This window comes from Mesorhizobium sp. BHscii (assembly GCF_053848065.1).
Map to the genome: position 1 here is coordinate 326494 of NZ_JBSPKW010000002.1, position 22804 is coordinate 349297.

At 62.3% G+C, this 22804-nt stretch carries 23 protein-coding genes and 2 pseudogenes; 4 read left to right on the plus strand and 21 right to left on the minus strand.

Annotated features, from left to right (window positions below; translation table 11 throughout):
* Window positions 1-12: 12 nt before the first annotated feature.
* The 3 genes from ACWTU7_RS04375 to ACWTU7_RS04385 form a co-directional block, all read right to left on the minus strand.
* Entirely contained in the window at window positions 13-873 is an 861-nt protein-coding gene (locus tag ACWTU7_RS04375) for a substrate-binding domain-containing protein (RefSeq protein WP_455837763.1), read from the minus strand.
* Window position 874: 1 nt separating this feature from the next.
* On the minus strand, window positions 875-1399 hold the full coding sequence (locus ACWTU7_RS04380; protein WP_095518902.1) for a c-type cytochrome, methanol metabolism-related: 525 nt from the start codon (window positions 1397-1399) through the stop codon (window positions 875-877).
* Between the two features lie 184 nt (window positions 1400-1583).
* Complete coding sequence (locus ACWTU7_RS04385) at window positions 1584-3482, minus strand: methanol/ethanol family PQQ-dependent dehydrogenase (RefSeq protein WP_095518901.1); 1899 nt, start codon at window positions 3480-3482, stop codon at window positions 1584-1586.
* Between the two features lie 685 nt (window positions 3483-4167).
* Between ACWTU7_RS04385 and ACWTU7_RS04390 the strand changes: the two genes are divergently transcribed.
* A complete protein-coding gene (locus ACWTU7_RS04390) occupies window positions 4168-4521 on the plus strand; it encodes a hypothetical protein (protein WP_455837762.1) in 354 nt (117 codons plus the stop codon).
* Window positions 4522-4575: 54 nt separating this feature from the next.
* Here ACWTU7_RS04390 and ACWTU7_RS04395 read toward each other — a convergent pair whose 3' ends face one another.
* From ACWTU7_RS04395 to ACWTU7_RS04420, 6 genes and pseudogenes are all read right to left on the minus strand, one after another.
* Window positions 4576-5439: a quinoprotein dehydrogenase-associated SoxYZ-like carrier gene (locus tag ACWTU7_RS04395; RefSeq protein ID WP_455837761.1), complete on the minus strand. Its 864-nt coding sequence runs from the start codon at window positions 5437-5439 to the stop codon at window positions 4576-4578.
* Between the two features lie 105 nt (window positions 5440-5544).
* On the minus strand, window positions 5545-6516 hold the full coding sequence (locus ACWTU7_RS04400) for a quinoprotein relay system zinc metallohydrolase 2 (protein ID WP_455837760.1): 972 nt from the start codon (window positions 6514-6516) through the stop codon (window positions 5545-5547).
* A 37-nt stretch (window positions 6517-6553) separates the two neighbouring features.
* Window positions 6554-7294 (minus strand): ABC transporter ATP-binding protein, encoded by a 741-nt coding sequence (locus ACWTU7_RS04405; protein WP_455837992.1) that lies wholly within the window; start codon window positions 7292-7294, stop codon window positions 6554-6556.
* A pseudogene (locus ACWTU7_RS04410) lies at window positions 7263-8041 on the minus strand (ABC transporter permease). The gene ACWTU7_RS04405 and the pseudogene ACWTU7_RS04410 overlap by 32 nt, the downstream one beginning before the upstream one ends.
* 34 nt (window positions 8042-8075) lie before the next feature.
* A complete protein-coding gene (locus ACWTU7_RS04415) occupies window positions 8076-9071 on the minus strand; it encodes an ABC transporter substrate-binding protein (protein WP_455837759.1) in 996 nt (331 codons plus the stop codon).
* A 39-nt stretch (window positions 9072-9110) separates the two neighbouring features.
* Window positions 9111-9320, minus strand: coding sequence for a hypothetical protein (locus ACWTU7_RS04420; protein ID WP_455837758.1), 210 nt, complete (start codon window positions 9318-9320; stop codon window positions 9111-9113).
* Between the two features lie 459 nt (window positions 9321-9779).
* Between ACWTU7_RS04420 and ACWTU7_RS04425 the strand changes: the two genes are divergently transcribed.
* Complete coding sequence (locus ACWTU7_RS04425; protein WP_029350330.1) at window positions 9780-10160, plus strand: c-type cytochrome; 381 nt, start codon at window positions 9780-9782, stop codon at window positions 10158-10160.
* A gap of 124 nt (window positions 10161-10284) precedes the next feature.
* On the opposite strand, the gene gph is transcribed toward ACWTU7_RS04425, so the two are convergent.
* The 10 genes from gph to ACWTU7_RS04475 are packed head-to-tail and all read right to left on the minus strand — an operon-like array spanning window position 10285 to window position 20253.
* A complete protein-coding gene (gene gph / locus ACWTU7_RS04430; protein ID WP_455837757.1) occupies window positions 10285-10986 on the minus strand; it encodes a phosphoglycolate phosphatase in 702 nt (233 codons plus the stop codon).
* A complete protein-coding gene (locus tag ACWTU7_RS04435) occupies window positions 10983-11540 on the minus strand; it encodes a thioredoxin family protein (RefSeq protein WP_455837756.1) in 558 nt (185 codons plus the stop codon). Before ACWTU7_RS04435 ends, gph begins: the two co-directional genes overlap by 4 nt.
* A 21-nt stretch (window positions 11541-11561) precedes the next feature.
* Window positions 11562-12248: a ribulose-phosphate 3-epimerase gene (rpe, locus tag ACWTU7_RS04440; RefSeq protein WP_455837755.1), complete on the minus strand. Its 687-nt coding sequence runs from the start codon at window positions 12246-12248 to the stop codon at window positions 11562-11564.
* A 55-nt stretch (window positions 12249-12303) separates the two neighbouring features.
* Window positions 12304-13242: a CbbX protein gene (gene cbbX / locus ACWTU7_RS04445; RefSeq protein WP_455837754.1), complete on the minus strand. Its 939-nt coding sequence runs from the start codon at window positions 13240-13242 to the stop codon at window positions 12304-12306.
* A gap of 8 nt (window positions 13243-13250) precedes the next feature.
* A complete protein-coding gene (locus ACWTU7_RS04450; protein ID WP_455837753.1) occupies window positions 13251-13685 on the minus strand; it encodes a ribulose bisphosphate carboxylase small subunit in 435 nt (144 codons plus the stop codon).
* A gap of 18 nt (window positions 13686-13703) precedes the next feature.
* A complete protein-coding gene (locus ACWTU7_RS04455; protein WP_370463524.1) occupies window positions 13704-15197 on the minus strand; it encodes a ribulose-bisphosphate carboxylase large subunit in 1494 nt (497 codons plus the stop codon).
* Window positions 15198-15218: 21 nt separating this feature from the next.
* Window positions 15219-16298 (minus strand): class II fructose-bisphosphate aldolase, encoded by a 1080-nt coding sequence (fba, locus tag ACWTU7_RS04460; RefSeq protein ID WP_287052991.1) that lies wholly within the window; start codon window positions 16296-16298, stop codon window positions 15219-15221.
* A gap of 13 nt (window positions 16299-16311) precedes the next feature.
* The gene (gene tkt / locus ACWTU7_RS04465; protein ID WP_455837752.1) at window positions 16312-18318 is read right to left on the minus strand and encodes a transketolase; all 2007 of its coding nucleotides are present in this window, start codon (window positions 18316-18318) and stop codon (window positions 16312-16314) included.
* Between the two features lie 10 nt (window positions 18319-18328).
* The gene (locus tag ACWTU7_RS04470) at window positions 18329-19201 is read right to left on the minus strand and encodes a phosphoribulokinase (protein WP_065010922.1); all 873 of its coding nucleotides are present in this window, start codon (window positions 19199-19201) and stop codon (window positions 18329-18331) included.
* 5 nt (window positions 19202-19206) lie between these two features.
* Window positions 19207-20253: a class 1 fructose-bisphosphatase gene (locus ACWTU7_RS04475; protein WP_029350350.1), complete on the minus strand. Its 1047-nt coding sequence runs from the start codon at window positions 20251-20253 to the stop codon at window positions 19207-19209.
* Window positions 20254-20376: 123 nt separating this feature from the next.
* On the opposite strand from ACWTU7_RS04475, the gene ACWTU7_RS04480 reads away from it, so the two are divergent.
* Window positions 20377-21336 (plus strand): LysR family transcriptional regulator, encoded by a 960-nt coding sequence (locus ACWTU7_RS04480; RefSeq protein ID WP_455837751.1) that lies wholly within the window; start codon window positions 20377-20379, stop codon window positions 21334-21336.
* A gap of 73 nt (window positions 21337-21409) precedes the next feature.
* On the opposite strand, the gene ACWTU7_RS04485 is transcribed toward ACWTU7_RS04480, so the two are convergent.
* Window positions 21410-21835 carry a hypothetical protein gene (locus ACWTU7_RS04485; RefSeq protein WP_455837750.1) on the minus strand — a complete coding sequence of 142 codons (426 nt, stop codon included), beginning with the start codon at window positions 21833-21835 and terminating at the stop codon, window positions 21410-21412.
* 104 nt (window positions 21836-21939) lie between these two features.
* Here ACWTU7_RS04485 and ACWTU7_RS04490 point away from each other — a divergent pair.
* Window positions 21940-22154 (plus strand): annotated as a pseudogene (locus ACWTU7_RS04490) (TetR/AcrR family transcriptional regulator); the annotation flags it as partial.
* 111 nt (window positions 22155-22265) lie between these two features.
* On the opposite strand, the gene ACWTU7_RS04495 reads toward ACWTU7_RS04490, so the two are convergent.
* Window positions 22266-22724 (minus strand): nuclear transport factor 2 family protein, encoded by a 459-nt coding sequence (locus tag ACWTU7_RS04495; protein WP_455837749.1) that lies wholly within the window; start codon window positions 22722-22724, stop codon window positions 22266-22268.
* Between the last annotated feature and the right edge of the window lie 80 nt (window positions 22725-22804).

The following is a 22804-nucleotide window of genomic DNA, read 5'->3' on the forward strand; positions in this document are numbered from 1 at the left end:
ATACGTTTCTCGTCATTGCGTGATCGGATTATCGTGTTCGTCGATCAGCGGCACATTGTAGTCCAGCAGGATCCTGTTGATCTCCGCCTGGTTTTCCCTGATCACCCGGTTGAGCGTCCGCTTCCATTCCTGGTCGGATGGACGCACGCCCATGGTGATACGGTAGGACATGCGGACGCCGGTTTTTTCCTTCACCAGCGGAACGACGGTGAGATCGGCGCCCGATTTCTTGGCGTAGTAGCCCGCCATCGGCCCCCACACGATCGCGGCGTCGATCGTGCCTGCCAAAAGATCCTTGATCATGATTTCGGCCATCGATGGGGCGATGCGCGTGTCGACCATCAACGGGTAGGTCTTGGCGCTTCGCATCAGCTTGGCCGCGGCCATGTTGGAAGCCGGCGGCGTTCCGCCGACAATTCCGATTTTCTTGTCCGCAAGCTTGGGATCCCCTATGGTTTCGACGCCGCCGAGACCGCCGCCCTCCCTGTAAACCAGCACATAAGCCGACCGGTAATAGGCGTTGGTATTCTGGACCAGTTCGTCGCCCTGCGCGTATCCCATGATGACGTCGCAGCGGTTGGCTGTCAGCGTGTTGCGCACGAAACCGGTGATCATGGGAAACCAGGTATAGGCAACTGATTTCCGGCCGGTCTTTTCGGCAACCAGTTCGGCCAGCCTGTTTTCAAAACCTTCGCCACTTTGGTCGGTGAACGGCATGTTCGAGGGATCGGCGCAGACGCGCAGCACTTCCGGGTCGACCAGTTCTCCGGCGGCGCCGAGTCCCGCATCTTGCGCCAGCGCATGGGCGGGGACGAACGCGGCAGCCGTGGCAGCGAACAGGAAGAGGCGCAGTCTATCGCGGTACCAACTCATCTCATCCTCCCATGCAGGACGCTTCATGGTCCTTGGCTGCCTGCGGCTTCTCCGCCTTCTTGGGCGGGCGGCCACGCGGAGCAGCGCCGATGGCGCGTGCGCGCAGATAGACATAGAGGTCGTCCATGTAGCAGTAGACGTTCTTGTTGTCGCCGAAGGCCGGCATGACGTTTTCCTTGCCGCCGCCGACATTTTTGCGACCCTCGGCGACGATCGACAGGAAGGTTCCATAGTCCATGTTCTTCATGGTCTCCGCCAGGGCCGGCGCGTAGCTCGAGCCGACGCCATCGGGCCCGTGGCAGACATGGCAGTCGGAGTGATAGCGGCGGTAACCGCTGAACGTGTACCAATCGACGGTTCCGTTTTCGATCTTGTAGGTCGGATTTCCGTCCGCGTCCAAATGCTTGCCGTTTTCTTCCGTCACTGCCTTGGCTTTTTCCGCGCTGTCCTGGGCTTGTGCGAGGCTTGAACTTGCCAAAGGCAGCAGAGCCAGAGCGAGAGCGGAAATTACAATGCGAACGGACATTCAGACTTCCTTCATTTCGCCTGCACACGGTCTTGCTGTCGTGAAGCGGCATTGATCGATGTTTTGGAGCGCGGCGAAATCGAGAGCCCGGCGGCATTCGCCGGTGATCCGGGCTCTCGTTTCTCAGGCCATTTCTCAGGCCATGGGCCTTTGCATCGCTAGGGTCGTGCGATGTCCCGGAAGATCAATCCGGGAGGCCGAAGACGGTGAGCTGACCGCCCAGCGTCGTGTAGTCGGCAAGAGCGGCATAGCCGCCGACCGCACCAAGACCAGCCGTGGAGATGGACTTTTCTTCCTCGGTCGGAGCTTTTTCACCCGCCACTGCCGCTTGCCAGGCCGCGGCGCCTTCGGCTCCCAAAAGGCCACCTGCGAGGCCGATGCCAGCCCAGCCGCCGACACCCGACAGGACGGCTATATACTGCTTGCCGCGATGTTCGAACGTGTTGACGTTGCCGATGATGCCCGACGGCGTCTTGAACTTGTAGAGTTCCTTGCCTTCGGTATCGACGGCCTTGATGTAGCCTTCCAGCGTGCCGTAGAAGACCACATCGCCTTCGGTTGCAAGCGCGCCGGACCAGACCGAGAACTGCTCGGGCTTGGACCAGACGATCTCGCCCTTGGCAGCGTCCCAGGCGATGAAGTTGCCCATGCCACCATGGCTGTTGGGGGTCGGGTACATCGCCACCGTGGCGCCGACATAGGGCTGGCCGGCGGTGTAGCTCACCTTGTAGGGCTCATAGTCCATGCAGACATGGTTTGTCGGCACGTAGAACAGACCGGTCTTCGGCGAATAGGTCGCCGGCTGCTGGTCCTTGGTGCCAAGCGCGGCCGGGCAGACGCCCGTCGTGTTGGTGTCTTCGCCGTTCTGCTGGGTCGAATATTTGGCCACGACCTGCGGGCGGCCATACTGGTCGCTCTTGGGGTCCATGTTGACCTCGGTCGCCCAGTTCACCGTGGGATCGTATTTCTTGGCGACCAGAAGCTCGCCGCTGGCGCGATCCATGGTGTAGGCAAAGCCGTTGCGGTCGAAATGCACCAGCACGTCATGCTTGGCGCCGTTGACCTCCATGCCGTCGACGAGAATGTTCTCGTTGACGCCATCATAATCCCACTCGTCATGCGGGGTCATCTGGTAGAGCCATTTGGCCACGCCTGTGTCGGCATCGCGCGCCATGAGCGTCATCGACCAGCGATTGTCCCCCGGGCGCTGGACCGGGTTCCAGGTCGAGGGATTGCCGGTGCCATAGTAAACCAGGTTCAGCTTGGGATCATAAGCGAACCATCCCCAGGTCGTGCCACCACCTGTTTTCCACTGCTCGCCCTCCCAGGTGTTGATGCCGGAATCCGGCCCGACGGGTTTGCCGAGATGCGTGGTCTTTTCCGGATCGATGAGCGTCTCTGCATCCGGACCGGTGGAATAAGCCTTCCAGGCAAGCGAGCCATCCTTGAGGTTATACGCCGCGGTCCAGCCGCGGACACCGAATTCAGCACCTGAAACGCCGATGATGACCTTGTCCTTGACGACCATAGGCGCGGCTGTGCCGGATTCGCCCTTGCTGCCGTCGGTCTCGCCGTTCTTGACCGACCAGACGACCTTGCCGGTCTTGGCATCGAGCGCCACAACAGTCGTGTCGGCCTGGTTGAGGATGATCTTGCCGTCACCATAGGCGACGCCACGATTGACCGTATCGCAGCACATGATCGCAATGACGTTCGGATCCTGCTTGGGCTCGTACTTCCAGAGGATCTTGCCCTCGTTATTGAGGTCGAGAGCGTAGACGATATTCGGGAACGGCGTGTGGATATACATCACGTCGCCGATCACCAGCGGGCCGCCTTCATGGCCGCGCAGCACGCCAGTGGACATCGTCCACTTGACCTGCAGATTCTTCACATTGTCCTTGTTGATCTGGTTCAGTTTCGAATAACGGGTGTTGGCGTAGTCACCCGTTGGCATCGCCCAGTTCTTGGGGTCAGAGGACATTTTCATCAGCTCTTCATTGGCCGACGTCATGTGGACCGCGCCGAACGACATGAGCGCCGCGGTCGTTAGTAGGTAGGCAGTTCTCGCTAATACACGCATCAAAGTCCTCCCAGGGTGCACAATGACGAATCGTCCGTTGAGCCCACCAGGGCTTGCCCAAGCGATTCATGTGGGGGAAGTATTTCCGGCAGCGTGTCACGACCTAAGCCGAATGAGCAGAGGGCACCGTTACTGCCCATCCCACCTGGCCTACGAAAGACTGTCGCCGCTCCCTAATGACGGTGACGCCCTTGAAGCCGGAAACAGGATGAAGCTATGTCATCCCCAGACGGAAGGCAAGAAAAATCACTTCCATCTATGTTGCACTGCAATATAGAGAAATAGATGTGAAAAAACCCGGACTGAAAGCTATTGATCGACTGTGGATGAAGCGAGATTTATATAAGTGGTTAAATTTTGCGTATTTTTTGCGCAAAATGTATTGATTTTTATTATCGAATATTCGTTGGAGCGTATGATTTTAAGTATGCGCACGTCGCTTCGGTTGCCGATAGTGGAGGAGACCTGAAATCAAGCTCAGCACCAGGATTCGGAGCCGATGTTCGTGCTGTCGGGGAGGCCTTTTGCCGGCCGGGACGGCCCTGTCCTTTGGTACTATATGGCCTGCACGAGAACTTGACTGGCGTGGTTTCGCGAGGCCAACTGGTGCGGTGATCCGTCTCGATCCAGCGGGCTCGGCCAGCGGGCTCGGCCTGTCACGTTCCGGGCCAATCGGAGGTTCTCCATGATCAGATTTGTCGGCTTTTCGAGCTTGCCGCTGTTGCTCATTTCGGGCCTGGCCTTCGCCAATCCGGCCGGCGCCGCATCAGATTATCCGACGGTGACGGTTGTCGACTATGTGCTCGGCTGCATGCAGACGAATGGCCAGACACGTCAGGCGCTGGAGAGTTGTTCCTGCTCGATCGACGTCATCGCCTCGATCCTTCCGCTCGAGGATTATGAAAGGGCCGAGACTTTCAAGAGCATGTCCCTGACGACAGGGGAGCGTTCGGGACTGTTCCGCGAAAACGCGCCGGCAAAAGCCGCAAGCACGGAACTGAAGCGCGCGCAGGCGGAGGCCGACGTGCGCTGCTTTTAAAGCGCGTCGCGTTTGAGTGGATTCATGCGACGCTTTGCATGTGGTTTCGAGGCTTCAAAGCCCCGTAACCTCCAGCGGCCATTGATTGCGAAACACCTTGCCATCCGTATCGATTGCTTCGACCTGGATTTGGCCAGTGCCGTGCGCGGTGAAATCGAACCGGAAATTGGGATCTTCCGAAATAGATATCCCCCCTTCCATCGACAGGATCAGCCGGTCGGCCTGCGAGACCGACAGTTTCTGAACGAAATGCGCGGGGATGAAATACTGGGTCAGCGGATTGCGCTGCAGGCCCGAATTGTTCGGGTGGCGGATCATCAGCTGCAATTCCTGCGCCTTTGTCATCGTCTCTTGCGGCGGGAATTGGCGCAGCTTCATCTGCCCCATCGTCGCCATCGCCTCGTCCTGGTTCTTGACCGCCGGGGCGGAGCATCCGCCTGACGCCTTGACGAAGGTCTGGGCCATGTGAAGCTCGCCGCCCTGCGTCTCTGCTATGGCACGCAGATAGGAATAGTCGTCGACGCGCACGCGCGTCGACAGATGCGTCACGCCGGCGTCCTTGCCGATCTCGAACGTCGCCGCCACCGGCGCCGGGTTGACGTCGATGATCAAGGTGACGGATTTGATGCCGGCGGGCGCCCTGGCCGGGTCGATATAGATGTCGACGGGCACGATGGCGGCATCCTGAGCCCGCTTCGGCGCCTCGATCCTGACGACGCCGCTATCGACCAGAATTGCCCGATCGCCGAACACGTCGCCTTTCAGAGCCTGCCAGATCCTGTTCGAAGACGCGGTTGTCTGCTGGGCGTTGGCGGCGCCGGAGGCGCCAAACAGCGTGCCGACGGTCAGGACAATCGCGGCAAAGACGACTGCGAGCGGCAAGCCGAGCTGCCGGCTCCGGTAAGCGTGGTTCTGCATTTCGATGCCTCCACCAATGTCAAAGAGGTGGTGCCCAGGCCGAAGTCGAGGATAGACCCTTGACGATGCGTTGGCAAATCGATCCACAGCGCCTGTCGCTGTGACCTATTCCCATTCGAGTTCGGCAAAGGCGGCCGTTGCATTGCGCTCGTTGTAGTCGTCGAACAGATGCCAATTGTCCCGTTCGCTTGCGCCGGCAGTCTTGACGGCGTCGCGGAGCGGTATCCCGTCGGCAATCGCCTTGCGAATATCGCGCGCCAGAATTTCGAAATAGCGCCGCTCTGCCATCAGCGCCGCCGGCCAGTCGGCCGGCACCGGGCCATGACCCGGCACGGCGCGCACTGCGCCGATCGCGGCGAGCGCATCCATCTGGCGAAGCCAGCCGAGCAGCGATCCGTCCAGCGTCGGCAAGGAACCGATGAAAACCAGATCGCCGGCAAACAGCGTGCGGGTCGCGCTGTCGAAGACGGTCAGGTCGTTGTCGGTGTGAGCCGCCTTCCATGCCTGCAATTCGAGCACGCGTCCGCCAAGGTCGAGCTGCAGGCGATCGTCGACCAGCATCGTCGGCGGTATAATCTCGATCCCTTCGATCAGCGCGTCGCCGATCTGTTCGCGAAAGCTATGCAGGTAGAAGGCGCCGCGCGCCTCGAGAGCGCGCGGCAGATTGTGGTGGCCGACGATGGTGGCGCCGATTTGCCGGAACGCCGCGTTGCCGAAGACATGGTCGGGGTGCATGTGGGTGTTGATCAGGTAGCGGACCGGCCTGGCGCTTACTTTGCCTATCGCGGCGATGAGGGCGTTCGCCTCGATCAGGCTGCCGCCGCTGTCGATGACGGCGACGGCGTCGGTGCCGACGACGACGCCGAGGTTGGAGATCGCGCCCTGGTTGGCGGCGCTCATCAATTCATCGACGCCCTGGAACGCGAAGACGCCGTCGGCGACTTTCCTAAGCTTGAATTCAGGGCCGTAGGCTGCGGCGAGAGCGGCCCGCCCGAGGCAACAGGGCAGCATCGCGGCGCTGACCGCGGTGCAGGCGAAGCCGTTCACAAGCTTGCGTCGTATCCTGTCGATCGGCATGGCTTCCTCCCATATGCATTTCCGAACCGTAAGGCGATCAGGCCACGCCTGGGAATTTTCGATGGAACGACCGCAAGAGGTCGCTCATCACCTGTGGATTGCGATATTGCCGCGGCAGCTTTACGTCGAACATGCCGAGCACATGGGCCGGCCGCTGCGCGAGCACGATGATGCGGTCCGACAGCATCAAGGCCTCGCGCAGATTGTGGGTTACCATCAGGGCGGTCGTGGGCCGCGCCGACCACACGGTCAAAAGCAGGTGCCGAAGCCGTTCGGCGGTCCGTTCGTCGAGTGAGGCAAAGGGTTCGTCCAGGAACAGCACCGCCGGTTCGGTGGCGAAGGCCCTGGCAAGCGCTGCCCTGCGCGCAAGGCCGAGCGAAAGCTCCGCCGGGTAGAGCGAGCGCATGCCGGCGAGGCCGAGCGTGTCGAACAGCCCGTCGAGATTCTTCGTCCTCAGGCTTTTCGGCAGCGCCAGCCTGACATTCTGCTCCACCGTCCGCCACGGCAGCAAGACCGGCTCCTGGAACACGGCGGCGATCCGGCCGGAGCCGCCCTCAGGCAGCTGGAACGAGCCGGAAAAGTCCTTGTCCAACCCAAGCAGGATGCGCAGCGTCGTGGTCTTGCCGCAGCCGGACGGCCCCAGCAAGCAGGCGAATTCGCCTTGCCGGACCTCGAAGGAAAGGTCCTGGAGCGCCGTGATCGAGACGCCTTGCGCGGACCTGAAGGTCTTTTCGGCGATGTCGACCCTAAGCGGGACGGCGGCGCCAACGGGTTGCATGTCGTTCAACGGGCTGCACCAGAAGGAGTTCGATGACAAGCATCACCGCCACGAAAGCCAGGGTGTAGGCAAGGATGGCGGCGACGTCGAAGAGCTGGAAATAAAGATAGATCTGGAAGCCGACGCCGTTGGAGCGGCCGAGCAGTTCGACCACCAGGACGATCTTCAGATCAGAGCGATGCCGGATCGTGAGGCGGCGGCAAGATAGGGCTGCAGTTGCGGCAGCAGGACATGGCGAATGCGGTCGAGAAGACCAAAGCGGTAGACGGCGGCCATTTCGGCGTAACTCGGATCAAGCGCCCTGGCGCCCTCGCGCATCGTCACCACGACATTCGGAAGCTTGTTGACGGCAACCGCGCCAATCGCCGCCGCTTCGTTGAGGCCGAACCAGATGTAGGCGAGCACGATGACGACCAGCGCGGGAATGTTGAGGAACAGAACCACCCAGGGAGCGAAGAACCGGTCTGCGCTGCGGTGGCTGCCGAGGAGGACGCCGATGACCGAGCCAACAACCATCGCGACGACATAGGCCGCGGCAAGCCGGCCGAGGGTCGCGCCGAGATGGTAGAAAAGATCGCCGTTCGCCGCCTCTGCAAGCAGCACCTGCCAGACCTGTCCCGGCCCTGGAAAGGCACGGCTCGGCCAGGCATGTGCCGCAACACCCCACAGCAGGCCAAGCCCGAGCAGCGAGGCCGCCACCGTCAGCACCGGTGTCAGCGCCGCTGCAAGGCCGGATTGGCTGGACATGCCGGCCGCAGCCCCAGGCGGGCGATCGCCGGTGTCAGGTACGCTCATTGCGGGGTACCTGCCAGAACGTGCCGGGCGCCATCTCCGGCGCGCGGCCGACCAGCTTTTCGCCGCCGATCTCGGCCAGCACGCGATAGAGTTTTCCCGCGTCGGCCGCATCCTCGGCGACGGGGCGTCTGGGAATGCCCTCGCGATAGCGGTCACGCAGTTTTGCCAGTTCCTCGCCTTGCGCGCGGATGACAGGCGCAAGGCGCAGCCACTCGTCGTCGGATCTGGCCAGCAAGTCCTTGGACTGCGCCGAAGCCTTGACGAAGCCCCTGATAGCGTCCGGATGTTCGTTCGCCCATTTGTCATGAAAGACATAGCCGAGCGCCGACACGGCGCCCGAGGCCCCGAGCGCTTTCGCCGCAGCATCGGCGCCGATCAGCCGACGAAAGCCGTTGGCCTCGAGTCGGGCGCAAAAATGCCAGAAATTGAGCACCGCATCGAGCTCGCCCTGCATCGCCTTTTCCGAAATCAGCGGCGGCGCGCCAAAGACGACGTCGCTGGTTGCCGGCAGGTCGAGGCCGTGATCGCGTCTGGCCAGCGCCTGGATCAGCAGCCAGCTTTTATCGAGAGGTCCGCCGGCGACGCCGAGCTTTTTTCCCTTGAGATCGGTGATCGTGCGGATCGGCGCTCCCTGCTTCACCATGATCGCCCCGACAGCGGTCGAATAGGGGACCAGTGTGAGGTCGACGCCTTCGGAGCGCTGGCGCGAGACCCACAGCCAGTCGGAGACGATCATGTCGATCGCGCCGGCCAGCAAGGCGACGTTGGTTGCATCCTCGCCGGCGAAATCGAGGACCTCCAGATCGATGCCGTTGGCTATGTCGAATCTGTGGTGCTTCAGCGTGTCAAGCGCCCAGCTCACGGTGCCGAATTTCAGCACACCGATGCGAACCCTGTTCTTGGCGAAGGAGGGATCTGAGACCAGCGCTGCGGCCGTTCCAAGGGCTGCCAGACGGAGCGTTCCTCGACGCGAAATCATCACGATGTCTCCTCCGGGGCCAATAACAGGCCGGGGCGCCAATCAGATCGCGCGTTCTTTGTTCGGGAAAGCGCATTTCCAACGCTTGACCCTTAGCTTCGGGTGTTCCTGCGACCATTTCGCGATTTCGCTGGGCGCCAAGACCATGCATTGGACGAGAGAGCCACGGCTCTCGAAATAGAGATGTTCGTCTCGGCAATTGCTCGGATCGGCAATCAGGCAAACCGTCAAGATGAGGTCGACCATATCCATTCAGCACCTCTTGCGCGCTTGAAGACGCCCGCTTCGGCGAGATCCCGCCCGGTCTGCGAGCCTGGACAAAATCGCCAACTGCCGGAGTCCCGAGGTGCCCATGGAAAACCGGAATGGTTTGAGGCTACGCGTTCGCCCGATGGCCGTCAACAACGGCGAATGGATTGGGGCGCCGATGCCGAACTCCGCCGGTTGCTTGCCCAGTCTTCCAGCGTTGGTGGTTGGCGAAAGCCGAAGCGGCCAGCTTTGCCGACTGCGCCACAGCAATTGGTCTGAAGCGACTGCCTTGTACTCGGGTAGCGGTTGACTTCCCCCATCTGCCGGGTAGCTTCCAGGATGCAGGCGCGGCAACTCCCACAATGAGACGTTTTCGCTCTGCATAAAACGACGCATGCCGATGATCCGACAAAGGCATGCGCAAATCGTCCAGGGCACCTTGACGATCAATGAGGAAACGCCATGCGTGCAATCGCATTTTTCGCCGTCGTGTCCATTGCGACTGCTATCACAAACCAATCTCAGGCACAGGATGCCGCGGCGGGTGAGAAGGTCTTCGCCAAATGCAAGGCCTGCCACGTCGTCGATTCGGACAAGAACAAGATCGGTCCGTCATTGAGCGGCGTTATCGGCCGGACGGCCGGCACGCATCCGGGGTTCAAATTCTCTAAACCCATGACCGAGGCGGGCGCATCCGGCGTCAAATGGGACGAAGCCACGCTGACAGCCTATCTTCGCGACCCGAAGGCCATGATCAAGGGTACGAAGATGGCGTTTCCCGGTCTCAAGAAGGACGAGGATCTCGCCAACGTCATCGCCTATCTGAAGCAATACTCCAAATAACCCGGTTCTTCCGCAGGAAGTAACCCGGTTCTTCCGCAGGAAGTAACCCGGTTCTTCCGCAGGAAGTAACTTCGCCGGCCGTTCGTAACTGCGTTCGGCCGGCGCTCGCACCGGTTGGCACCGGTCACGCGGCGTCTTGCAGCCTGCGCATGGCGGAAGGCAGGTCGAGCAAGCCGTCGCAAACCAGGTCGGCGCCAAGCTCTTCAACCGGAATTTGGGTGTAGCCGCCACGCAGCAGAATAGCCGGCATGGCGGCGGCGCGGGCGGCGGCCACGTCGGCGCCGCTGTCTCCGACCATCAGCGCGTCACGAGGCTCGACCTGAAGCTGGTCGAGCGCCAGCAGCAGAGCATCGGGCGCCGGTTTCAAGGATGTCACCGCGTCTCCGCCGACGATCGCGCCGAGATGCTCCGTCAGCCCGAAATGCAGCAGGATTTCGCGAGCCGCCAGCTGCGGCTTGTTGGTCACCACGCCCATGGCTATTCCGCTCAAATGGAAGTGGGTGAGAACCTCTTTGACGCCGGGCATCAGCCTTGTCAGGCCGGTCAGATGTCTGCGGTAGATCGGCGCCATGACGCGGTTGGCTTCGTCGAGCGCGCTGCCGAGCAGCGGCGCGCCGGAAGCGGCGAAGGCGCGCTCGACCAGTTTTCTGACGCCGCCGCCGATCATCGCCCTGACTTGCTCCAGGCGCAGCGGCGGCAGATCACGGCCGGCCAGCAACTCGTTGACGGCGGCCGTTATGTCAGGCGCCGAATCGACCAGCGTGCCGTCGAGGTCGAACAGGATCGCTTTCGGCGATCGAAACCGCCTGCCTGCGCCGACGTTCATGCAGCATCCTTCCACTTGATCGAGCAGCCGATCGTAGCGATCTGGTCCAGCGGTCCGTCGCCGGTTCGGGCGATCTGCCTCATCGCCTCGAACAGGTCGCGTCTTAGTCCGGGCGGTCCAGCGTCGCGCCGCGCCGCGTCCAGCCGGCCGCGATATTGCAGCGTCAATTCGCTGTTGAGCCCAAAGAAATCCGGCGTGCAAACGGCTCCATAGGCACGCGCCACCGTCTGGCGCTCGTCGTGGAGGTAGGGGAAAGTGAAGCCGTTCGTCCTGGCGAAAAGCTTCATGTTGTCGAAGGAATCATCCGGATAGGCGTCGGCATCGTTGGAGTTGATCGCAACAAAGCCGATGCCTTCGGGCTTGAGGTCGTTGGCATCGCGGACGATGCGGGAAATCGCCGCCTTCACATAAGGGCAATGGTTGCAGATGAAGGCCACGACCAGCCCGTTCGGGCCGGCGTGGCTGAAGATCAAATGCGATTTGCCGTCGACGCCGGGCAAAACGGCATCGATGGCTTGCCAGCCGAAATCGCAGACAGGTGGGATCGCCCCCATGTTGCCCTCCGATGAAATGGTTTACGCGGCTTTCCGGCTCGCGCCGTCGGCCGCCTGCCTGATGGCGCCGATATTGGCGCGATAGGCCGCCTCGCTGCCGCCCTTGAAAATGGCCGAGCCGGCGACCAGCACATTGGCGCCGGCCGCGGTGACCAGCGGGGCGGTCTCGGGGGTGACGCCGCCGTCGATCTCGATGTCGATCGGGCGATTGCCGATCAGCGCCTTGACCCGCTTGACCTTGTCGACGACCGCCGGAATGAAAGCCTGGCCGCCGAAACCCGGATTGACCGTCATCAGAAGGACCAGATCGAGCCGGTCGAGCACATATTCGATGACGCTTTCCGGCGTCGACGGGTTCAGCGACACCCCGGCCTTCTTGCCGAGATTCCTGATCGCCTGCAGCGAACGGTCGAGATGCGGCCCGGCCTCGGCATGCACGGTGATGATGTCGCAGCCGGCATCGGCGAAGGCGGCGAGAAAGGCGTCGGCCGGCGCTATCATCAGGTGACAGTCGAAGACCTTGTCGGTTCGATCGCGGATCGACTTGATCACCGGCGGACCGAAGGTGATGTTGGGCACGAAATGGCCGTCCATCACGTCGAGATGGATCCAGTCGGCGCCCGCCCGGACGACCGCTTCGACCTCGTCGCCGAGCCGCGAGAAGTCCGCAGAAAGCACCGAGGGCGCGATGATTGTCTTGGTACCCATGGTCGTCGGCTCCCGTTCTGTCTTCCGTTTCCGGTCGCTGCACCCAACCGGCTTGTCAGCGCGCCTTCGTCTCCGGCTCGCCTTCGAGCTTGCCTTCCGCGAACACGCGGCTGCCGCGAATATCGGATTCCTCAATGGTGATAAGGTCGGTCTTCGTCAATGCCCGGTCGCGCGACGTGAAAAGCCGGTTGGCCTGGCGAAGCCGCGCCCGGTCGAGCCCATTGCGGACCGAGCGAGCATTGGAGAAATGCGGCAGCCGCATGCGGATCGGCAGATACTCTTCGAGCGCCTTGGCCGCCGCCTCGCTGAGACGGTAATTCTGTTCCGCCAGCATGATCTCGGCGATCGATTTGAGTTCGCCGACGCCGTAGTCGGGAAAATCGAGGTGATGGGCGATGCGCGAGCGCATGCCGGGATTGCTGTTGAAGAAGCGGTCCATCTTGTCCTTGTAGCCGGCAAGAATCACAACCAGATCGTCACGGTTGTTTTCCATGCATTGCAGCAGGATCTCGATCGATTCCTGGCCGTAGTCGCGTTCGTTCTCGGGCTTGTAGAGATAGTACGCCTCGTCGATGAAAAGCACCCCGCCCATGGCGCGCTTGATCACTTCGCGGGTTTTGGGCGCGGTGTGGCCGACATACTGGCCGACGAGATCGTCTCGCGTTACCGCGACCATGTGGCCTTCGCGGACATAGCCGAGACGATGCAGGATTTCGGCCATCCTCAGCGCCACGGTGGTTTTTCCGGTACCGGGATTTCCGGTGAAGTTCATGTGCAGCGTCGGCGCGCCCGAGGTCAGGCCAAACTTGCGGCGAAGCCGGTCGACCAGGAGCAGCGCCGCGATCTCGCGAATGCGGGTCTTGATCGGCTTCAGGCCAACGAGTTCGCGGTCGAGCTTGCCCAGCACCTCATCGATGTTGGACGCCTCGAACTCGGCCTGCAGATCGACCGGCGCGTCCTGCGCGGCAGCGCCCTTTGCTATCGCGTCCAGCATGGTTTCGGCTAGCTCCGCTCGCCTTCGGGCTTGTCGGTCGCATAAGGCACGATCGAATAGCCCTGGCTGCGGCCGTCGCGCTCCTGGCGCAGCAGCCGGAACCCGGGTTCGTTGGGCGGCCGGTTGACCATGAACGACATGCGCGGCGCTTCCCAGCCCTTGCTCGAATCGAAGGCGGTGACCCGGACATACATGTTGGGCATGGCTTTGCGGCAATTGTTGACTTCAAGCAGGATGCCCGCCGGGTCCTTCAGGTCGAACATCGGGTTGCCGTACATTTCCCAATAGGTGTTTCTCGGATGCGGATCGTCGGTGTACTCGACGCTGACTGCCCAGTGGTTTTTCAGCGCGTATTTGATCTGCGCCGAAATCTGCTCATCGGTCAGGTCGGGCAGGAACGAAAACTGTCCCTGCGTGACCTTGTTTCCCGGATTGGTCATCATGGCGACGGTTCCTTTCGTCTAGAAGCTGGGCGTTGCGGTTGGCACGAAGTCGGCCGTGTCGGTCGATTCGTAGTTGAAGGTGACGTCCTTCCAGGTCTCCAGGGCCGCCTTCAGCGGCGTGCACCATCTGGCCGCCTGCTCAAGGATTTGGGTGCCTTCGCGCAGATAGTCGCGGCCCTCGTTGCGGGCGAGGATCATCGCCTCCAGGGCGACGCGATTGGCCGTCGCGCCGGCCTGGATGCCGTCCGGGTGGCCGATCGTGCCGCCGCCGAACTGCAGGATGACGTCCTCGCCAAGATAATGGATCAGCTGGTGCATCTGGCCGGCATGGATGCCACCCGAGGCGACGGGCATCACCTTGTTGAGCGAGGCCCACTCCTGATCGAAGAACAGCCCGGTTTCGAGGTTCTGCGGCGTGCGCTCCTCGCGCAGCGTGTCATAAAAACCCTTGATCATCAGCGGGTCGCCTTCCAGCTTGCCGACCACGGTGCCGGCATGGATGTGATCGACGCCGGCCATCCGCATCCATTTGCAGATGACGCGAAAATTCATGCCGTGGTTCTTCTGGCGCGAATAGGTCGAGTTGCCGGCGCGGTGCAGGTGCAGGATCATGTCGTTGCGGCGTGCCCACTTGGCCATCGACTGGATCGCCGTGTAGCCAATGACCAGGTCGATCATGATGATGCAGGAGCCAAGCTGTTTGGCGAATTCGGCGCGCTCGTACATCTCCTCCATCGTGCCGGCGGTGACGTTGAGATAATGGCCCTTGACTTCGCCGGTGGCGGCCGACGCCTTGTTCACCGCCTCCATGCAGTAGAGGAAGCGGTCGCGCCAGTGCATGAAGGGCTGCGAGTTGATGTTCTCGTCGTCCTTGACGAAGTCGAGGCCACCCTTCAGCGCCTCGTAGACGACGCGGCCATAGTTGCGGCCTGACAGGCCAAGCTTCGGCTTGGTCGTCGCGCCGAGCAGCGGCCGGCCGAACTTGTCGAGCCGCTCGCGTTCCACCACGATGCCGGTCGCCGGGCCCTGGAAGGTTTTGAGGTAAGCCACCGGAATACGCATGTCCTCGAGCCGCAAGGCCTTGACTGCCTTGAAGCCGAAGACGTTGCCGATGATCGATGCCGTCAGGTTGGCGATCGAGCCCGGCTCGAACAGGTCGAGGTCGTAGGCGATGTAGGCGAAGTACTGCTGCTCGACCTTGGTGCCGGGACCGGTGTTCGGCACCGGCTCGGATCTGAACGCCTTGGCGCGATAGAGTTCGCAGGCGGTCAGCCTGTCGGTCCACACCACCGTCCATGTCGCGGTGGAGGATTCACCGGCAACCGCGGCGGCCGCTTCCTCGTGGTCGACGCCGGGCTGTGGCGTGATCCGGAACATGGCGATCAGGTCGGTCTCCTTGGGCCGGTAGTCCGGCTCCCAGTAGCCCATTTTCTTGTAGGGGATGACGCCAGACTTGTAGCGTTCGCTGCCCTCCTTGAGCGTGCCTGCTGACTGCATGTCGATCTTGTTCATGACAGGTCTCCTGTTCGCCGCTCAGGCGGCTTTCGCGGTTGCGATTTGCGGGTCGAGTTTTCCCGCGGCGTAACGTTTGGCCATCTCGTCCATGGCGATAACCTTGATCTTCGAGGCGTTGCCGGCGGTGCCGAAGCGTTCGAAGCGGTCGCGGCACAGGTCGCGCAGGGCGTCCATCGCCGGTTTCAGGAATTTGCGCGGATCGAATTCGCGCGGGTCCTCCGTCGCGACGCGGCGGAACTGCCCGGCCATGGCCATGCGGCAGTCGGTGTCGATGTTGACCTTGCGCACGCCGTAACGGATGCCGCGCTCGATCTCCTCGACCGGAACGCCAAAGGTCTGGGGCATCTCGCCGCCATATCTGTTGATCACGTCCTGCAGTTCCTGCGGCACCGAGGAAGAGCCATGCATGACCAGATGCGTGTTGGGCAGCTTTTCGTGGATCGCTTCGATCACCTGCATGGCGAGGATGCCGCCGTCGGGCTTGCGGCTGAATTTGTAGGCGCCGTGCGAAGTGCCGCAGGCGATCGCAAGCGCGTCGACCTGGGTGGCGGTGACGAAGTCGACCGCCTGATCGGGATCGGTCAAAAGCTGGTCGTGCGAAAGCGCACCTTCGGCGCCATGCCCGTCCTCGGCCTCGCCCTGGCCGGTTTCCAGCGAGCCGAGCACGCCGAGCTCGCCTTCGACGGAAGCGCCGACCCAATGCGCCATGCGTGCGACTCGTTCGGTGATGGCGACGTTGTAGTCGTAGCTCGCCGGCGTCTTGGCGTCCGCCATCAACGACCCGTCCATCATCACCGAGGTGAAGCCGTGGCGGATCGCCGAAAGGCAGGTGGCTTCGTTGTTGCCGTGGTCCTGATGGATGCAGAGCGGAATGGCTGGATGCATTTCGGTCAACGCCTCCATCATCTTGGCCAGCATGATGTCGTTGGCATAGGAGCGGGCGCCGCGCGAGGCCTGGATGATGACTGGCGCGTCGCAGGCCCTGGCCGCCTCCATGATGGCAAGGCCCTGTTCCATGTTGTTGATGTTGAATGCCGGAACGCCGTAGCCGTGCTCGGCGGCATGGTCGAGAAGCTGGCGAAGGGTGATGCGGGCCATTTTAGGGTCCTTCCTAGATGATGAGCTTCAGCGCCGTTGCGGCGACGACTTCGGGCGTGATGTCGAAATGCCGGTAGAGATCCGGGGCAGGGGCGCTGGCGCCGAAACCGGCCATGCCGACGAAAGCGCCGGTGTCGCCGATCCAGCGGTCCCAGCCAAGCCGTGCTGCGGCTTCGACGGCGATGCGCGGCGCCGAGCCGAGGACGGCCTTGCGGGTGTCGGCATCCTGTTCCTCGAACAGCTCCCAGCACGGCATCGAGACGACCGCGGCGGCGATGCCGTGCTCGGTCTCCAGCCGTTCGGCGGCGGCAACGGCGATCTCGACCTCGGAGCCGGTGGCGATCAGCGTCACGCCGCGGTGCCCGGCTGGCTCGCGCAGGATGTAAGCGCCCCGGCTCGACCGGTTCTCGTCGCTATATGCTTGGCGCAGCATCGGCAGGTTCTGCCGCGAGAGCACCAGCACGCTCGGCCGGTTCCTGCTCTTCAGCGCCAGTTCCCAGCACTCCGCCGTTTCGATGATGTCGGCCGGCCGGAAGACGTTGAGGTTCGGCGTCGCCCGCAGCATCGCCAGGTGCTCGATCGGCTGGTGGGTTGGGCCGTCCTCGCCGAGGCCGATGGAATCATGGGTCATCACATAGATTACGCGCTGGCCCATGAGCGCCGAGAGCCGCATCGCGCCGCGGGCATAGTCGGCGAAGCACAGGAAGGTGCCGCCATAAGGCACGAAGCCGCCATGCAGCGCGATGCCGTTCATGGCCGCGGCCATGCCATGCTCGCGGATGCCGTAGTGGATATAGCGGCCGGCATAATCATCAGGCGCTATGCGATCCATGCCTTTGGTGATCGTCAGGTTCGAATGCGTCAGATCGGCGGAGCCGCCGACGGTCAGGTTGGTTGTGGCGTTGATCGCGCCGAGCGCCATTTCGGAGGCTTTTCGCGTTGCAACCTTGGTCGCCTTCTCGACATGCTCCTTGCGGAAGGCGCCGAGCACTTCGAAGACCGCGTCGGGCAGGTTGCCGGCGACCGCGCTTTCGAAGGCTGCGCGCCGTGACGAGGCGGCAAGCCGCTGCTCCCAGTCACGCCGCGCCGCTTGCCCGCGCTCGGCAATCTCGCGCCAGGCGAACAGGATGTCGTCCGGTACCTCGAATGGCGCGTAGGCCCAGCCGATATTTTCGCGCGTCGCGGCAATCTCGGCATCGCCCAGCGGCGCGCCATGCGTCTTTTCCGAACCACCCAGATTGGGTGCGCCCTTGCCGATCACCGTGCGGCAGGCGATCAGCGATGGCCGGTCCGACTGCTGCGCTGCTTCGATTGCCGCAGCGACGGCCCCCATATCGTGGCCGTCCACCGATTGGACATGCCATCCCGCGGCTTTGAACCGTGCCGGCTGGTCCATCGATGTCGACAGCGAAGTCGGTCCGTCGATCGAGATCGCATTGTCGTCCCAGAAGACGATCAGCCGGGAGAGCTTCAGGTGACCGGCAAGGTCGATCGCCTCATGGCTGATGCCTTCCTGCAGGCAGCCGTCGCCGGCGATCACATAGGTGAAATGGTCGACGAGATCGGCGCCGTGGCGGGCGGCAAGCATGCGTTCGGCCAGCGCCATGCCCACGGCGGTCGAGATGCCTTGTCCAAGCGGACCGGTCGTCGTCTCGATGCCAAGCGCATGGCCATATTCCGGATGTCCGGCGGTACGGCTGCCCAGCTGACGAAACCGCTGCAATTCCTCGATCGGCATGTCGTCGTAGCCGAGCAGGAAATGCAGCGCATATTGCAGCATCGAGCCGTGCCCGGCCGAAAGCACGAAGCGGTCGCGATCGGGCCAGTTGGGCGCCGACGGATCGATATTGATGAAGCGGCTGAACAGTACCGTCGCGACATCGGCCATGCCCATCGGCATGCCAGGATGACCGGAATTGGCCTTTTGGACGCTGTCCATCGCCAGTGCCCGAATGGCATTCGCCATGTCGCGCTCCGAGACGGCTGCGACGGGCTTCAATGCTGCTGCTTGGCTGTTCATGGCGTCCTCCTCACGACACACGGTTCTTGCGTTCGATCAATTGCAGGATGAGCGGCGTCAGGATCAGCTGCATGGCAAGGTCGAGCTTGTTGCCTGGTACCACTATGGAGTTCGGCCGCGACATGAACGAGTCGTGGATCATCGAAAGCAGGTAGGGGAAATCGATGCCGCGGGGGTTGGCGAAGCGGATCACCAGCATCGATTCGTCGGGCGTCGGAATCCAGCGCGCGATGAATGGGTTGGACGTGTCGACGATCGGCACGCGCTGGAAGTTGATGGCGGTCTGCGAGAACTGCGGGACGATGTAGCGGACATAGTCCGGCATGCGGCGCAGGATCACGTCCATCACCGCCTCGGTGGAATAGCCGCGCGTTGCCCGATCGCGATGGATCTTCTGGATCCATTCGAGATTTATGACCGGCACCACGCCGATCTTGAGGTCAGCGTGCCTGGCCAGATTGATCTTGTCGGTGACGACGCAGCCATGCAGGCCCTCGTAGAAGAGCAGATCGCTCGGCGGGAATTCGCGCCATTCGGTAAATTGTCCCGGCGGCGTGCCGTACTGCTTCTCCTCGTCTTCGTCATGGATGTAGGTGCGGGTCTTTCCGGTTCCCCGGCGGCCATATTCCTCAAACACCTCTTCGAGGATTCCGAGTTCGTTGGCCGCGGCATTGAAGTGGGTGAAGTTCGGATTGCCCGCCTTCTCCTCCTCGGCCACCTTCACCTTCATCGTGGCACGGTCGTAGCGGTGGAAAGCGTCGCCCTCGATGAAGGCGGCCTCGATATTCTCGCGCCGGAAGATCAGATCGAAGATGCGCTTGACCGAGGTGGTGCCTGCGCCCGACGACCCGGTGATGGTGATGATGGGGTGCTTTGCCGACATGATGCTCAAGCCCTGAACAGGCCGCGGCGGCTGAACAGCGGCGCACGCTCGCCGATGGCGCTGGGCTCGGTGTGATAGCGGGTGATGCGCGCGACTTCCCGCGCCGATCCGAACACCACGGGGACGCGCTGGTGCAGGCTTTCGGGTTCGATTTCGAGGATGCGGGTGATCGTATCGGTAGCGGCACCGGCCGCCTGTTCGATGAGATAGGCGATCGGGTTGGCCTCGTAGACGAGGCGCAGCCTTCCCTGGCGATAACCCTTGCGCTTGTCGCCTGGATACAGGAATACGCCGCCGCGCATCAATATGCGATAGCAGTCGGCGACCAGGGAGGCGATCCAGCGCATGTTGAACTCCTTCTCTCGTGGGCCTTCGGTGCCTTCGAGGCAGTCGTCGATGTAGAGCCGCACTGCCTCGTCCCAATGCCGGTAGTTGGCGGCGTTGATGGCGAACTCCTGGGTGCGCTGCGGGATGATCCGGCTCTCGTAGGCCTGGACGAAGGTGCCGAGCCTGGTCGAGAGGACGAAGACATGCGTACCGCTGCCGAGCGACAGAACCAGCGCCAGCTGCGGCCCGTAGATGAAGAAACCGGCACCCAGCTGGTTCACGCCTGCCTGCAAAAAAGAGGCGGCCGGATTTTCGTCCGGCGCGCCAGTTGCAGGGAGGAGCGAGAAGATCGTTCCGATCGACACGTTGGTGTCGATGTTGGAGGAGCCGTCGAGCGGGTCGATGGCGATGGCGAGAGGCGCTTGCCTGTCGAGCAGGACCGGCTGCTCCAGTTCCTCGGAGGCGTAGAGCGCGACCGGAGCGTGGCGCATGGCGTCGAGGAAGATGTCGTCGGCGAAGATGTCGAGATCCTTCTGGATGTCGCCATCGGCATTGGCGCCGCGGGTCCCGGCAAAGGCGGTGCCGAGCACCCCTTGATTGATGGTGTTGCGGATATTGGTAGCGGCCTGCGTCAGCTGGCGGACAGTCGCCACCACCGCGGAGCGCAGCTCGTCCGGCGGGCCGAGATAGGAATTCAGAAAAGCATCGAGCGTTGCCGCTGGCATCGTAACCTCCCGATCCAGCCGCCTCTCCTCGGGTCGGCCGGACAGGGGAATGAGAACAAACACCACCGGATAAGTAAAATTCAATAACTTTACTTCCACACTAAAAAAATTTTAGTGTGTCGCATGAGAAACCTTACGCTCAAGCAATTCAAGACAGTTCAGGCAATCATCAGCCACGGAAAAATCGTCAGCGCGGCCAAGGCGTTAGGCCTGTCTCCTCCAGCGCTGACGATCCAATTGCGGCAAGTCGAGGAGGAGTTCCAACTGGCCTTGTTCGACCGGACGTCGGACGGCATGCGTCCCACTGCCGCAGGTCTGGCCTTCGTCGAGACGGCGCAGGCGATCGAAGAGCGGCTTCGCCTGCTCGAAGACAGGATGAATGCGATCAAGGGCGTGCGCATCGGCAGCTTGAGGCTGGGCGTCGTTTCCACCGCCAAATATTTCGCGCCGCGGCTCATGGCCGGCTTCATGAAGGAGCATCCCGACATCGACATGCGGCTTGCCATTGGCAACCGCGCCGAAACGATCGACAGTCTGAAGAACCACGACATCGACATCGCGCTGATGGGACGCCCGGCGAAGGAAGTCCCGGTCCGTGCCTCGGTCTTCGGCGATCACCCGCTGGTCATCATCGCGCCGCCCGACCACCCGCTGGCCTCGGTACGCGAGATATCCAAGGAGCGGATCGCCGAGGAGCATTTCCTCATTCGCGAGCCCGGCTCCGGCACGCGCATCTCGCTGGAGATATTCCTGAGCGACGTGCCCGGCCGCATCGACGATCTCGGCGTCGAGATGGACTCGAACGAGACGATCAAGCAGGCGGTGATGGCCGGGCTCGGCATTGCCTTCATCTCTGCCCACACCATCGCCGCCGAAACCGAAGCCGGCCGGCTGGTCATCCTCGACGTTGTCGGCATGCCGATCCGCCGGCAATGGTTTTCGGTGATGCGCAGCGATCACGCGATCTCGCCTGCCATGGCGACGTTCCACGACTTCCTGATGCGCAAAGGCGCGATGTACCTGCCCCTGTTCGGCAAGCTCTATCCGCACGAAGAACCGAACACTAGAGGTCGCGCGAGTTAGGGCGCGGCCCCAGGGCAAACCCTTCAGACAAACGATGGCCCTCGTCGCTCTCAAGTTAGATTGCGTTTGACCTTTACATCGGCCCCACGGACGCGAGCTCTCGGCCAGCAGCACGCAGGCTGCCGTCTGCAGGACGGGTCAGTGCACTGGCGTCGGCTCGCAGGTGCACGTCGGTCTCGGACGACACCGTCACCTCCTCGCCGGACCTCGAGAACGCGTAGAGGGCGCCCCGGTTGCCCGGCATCGAAAAGGCCACGGAGTCCCCGTCGGCGAGGCCCATGACGACGCGCTGCGGATCGCCCCCGATCTTCGGCGCGAAGGTGGCGGTGACCTCCAGGAGGTCGCCCTCGGCCGGGACGTAATAGACGACCATGTCGAGGTGTCCCTCGTGCAGGCTGCCGGCTTCGATCGGGCGTCCTATGGTGGCTTCCTCGGCAAATGCCGGGGCGGCAAGAAACAGCGCGGCCAAAACCGAGGCGCTCAGGGTTTTGCGGATCATCTCGTACTCCTTCTTTTTAGATTGCGTTCGAACTCTATAAAGGAGTTAGATTACGAATGCAATCTAAAAATGAAAAATAATGATGCCTGTGAGGCGCTGCGGAAATCCGCGAAACCGTGATCAATGTGGCAAGCGGGCTTTTTCGGGAGCGCGGCTTTGACGGCATCGGCCTTAGGTGCCGGGCTGACCCAGGGCGCGTTCTACAAGCAGTTCGCCTCCAAGGACGATCTGGCGGTGCAGGCATCGAGGGCGGGCGATGGAGAGCGCCACCCGCCGGTGGTCTCGCGGACCGGCAACGACGAGCGCTGTCGAAGCGGTTCCTGCAAGCGGCCGCTGAGAGCGTGCTGATGGGGTCGTCTGCGGGCGATGCCCGGCATGGCCACGGGCTAGCGTACCCGCGGTTACGCTGCGGCCGCCGACTGCACTTCTGCTAGCCTACAATTGGTTCGGCGACAGCTTCTTCGAGGCCAGTTGCCGCTTGGGCGGCAAGACCGCGGGCTGCTGCTTGTGAATCGTAGAATTCCTCGAGGGCATAGACCTTGCCCCATCGCAGGGTGAACACGTGGAGACCGCTGTTGACGTAGGACGCGTCGCCGTTGAGCAGCGTCGCGGTGCCGTCCCACTGGGCAAAGACGGTGGTATGCCACGGCCAGCCCTTCACCCAGACGTGGTTGACCGTAAGATGGAGATTGGGCAGGACGCGGCCGAGGCGCTCAAACCAGCGGCGCACGGCTTCTTTGTCGTGCCGCTCACCACCAAGCGCATGGGTGCCGGAAACGCGGTGATGGACATGCGGCACGAGTGCTTTCACCGCCTCATCCCAGCGATGTTTGTTGACGTGGTCGAAGCTCTCCCGGATCGATTTCTCGACAAAATAACTGTATAGCATTTGACCTCTCCTCCAAATTTTCGATGGCGTGATCGCGGGCACCCGTGCGCAGCCAAATTGGATTGCGTTCGCACTCTATA